This is a genomic window from Aquabacterium sp. A08 (assembly GCF_011742065.1).
Genome location: NZ_JAAQQT010000280.1, coordinates 1 through 413, shown reverse-complemented (window position 1 = coordinate 413; position 413 = coordinate 1). Strand labels below are relative to the sequence as shown.

Here is a 413-nt window from a genome sequence, read left to right as displayed (position 1 = left end):
ATCACCGCGCTGGCGGTCGGCTCGCTGCCGGCGCCCTTGCCGTAGTACAGCGTGGTGCCCACGGCATCGCCCTGCACCATCACCGCGTTCATGGCGCCTTCCACGTTGGCGATCAGGCGCTTGGCCGGCACCAGCGTGGGGTGCACCCGCAGCTCAATGCCCTGGGCCGCGCGCTTGGCAATGCCCAGCAGCTTGATGCGGTAGCCCAGTTGCTCGGCGTACCTGATGTCGGCCGCGCCCAACTGGGTGATGCCTTCCACGTGGGCCTTGTCGAACTGCACCGGAATGCCGTAGGCGATCGCGCTCATCAGCGTGGCCTTGTGTGCGGCGTCCACGCCTTCGATGTCGAAGGTCGGGTCGGCTTCGGCGTAGCCCAGGCGTTGCGCTTCTTTCAGCACCACGTCAAAGTCCAG

General features: G+C 66.8%; 1 protein-coding gene. It reads right to left on the bottom strand.

Annotation, left to right across the window (positions count from 1 at the left end; genetic code table 11):
- Positions 1-413 (bottom strand): homoserine dehydrogenase (locus HA630_RS26920; protein WP_166832167.1); only part of this gene is annotated, 413 nt, incomplete at both ends.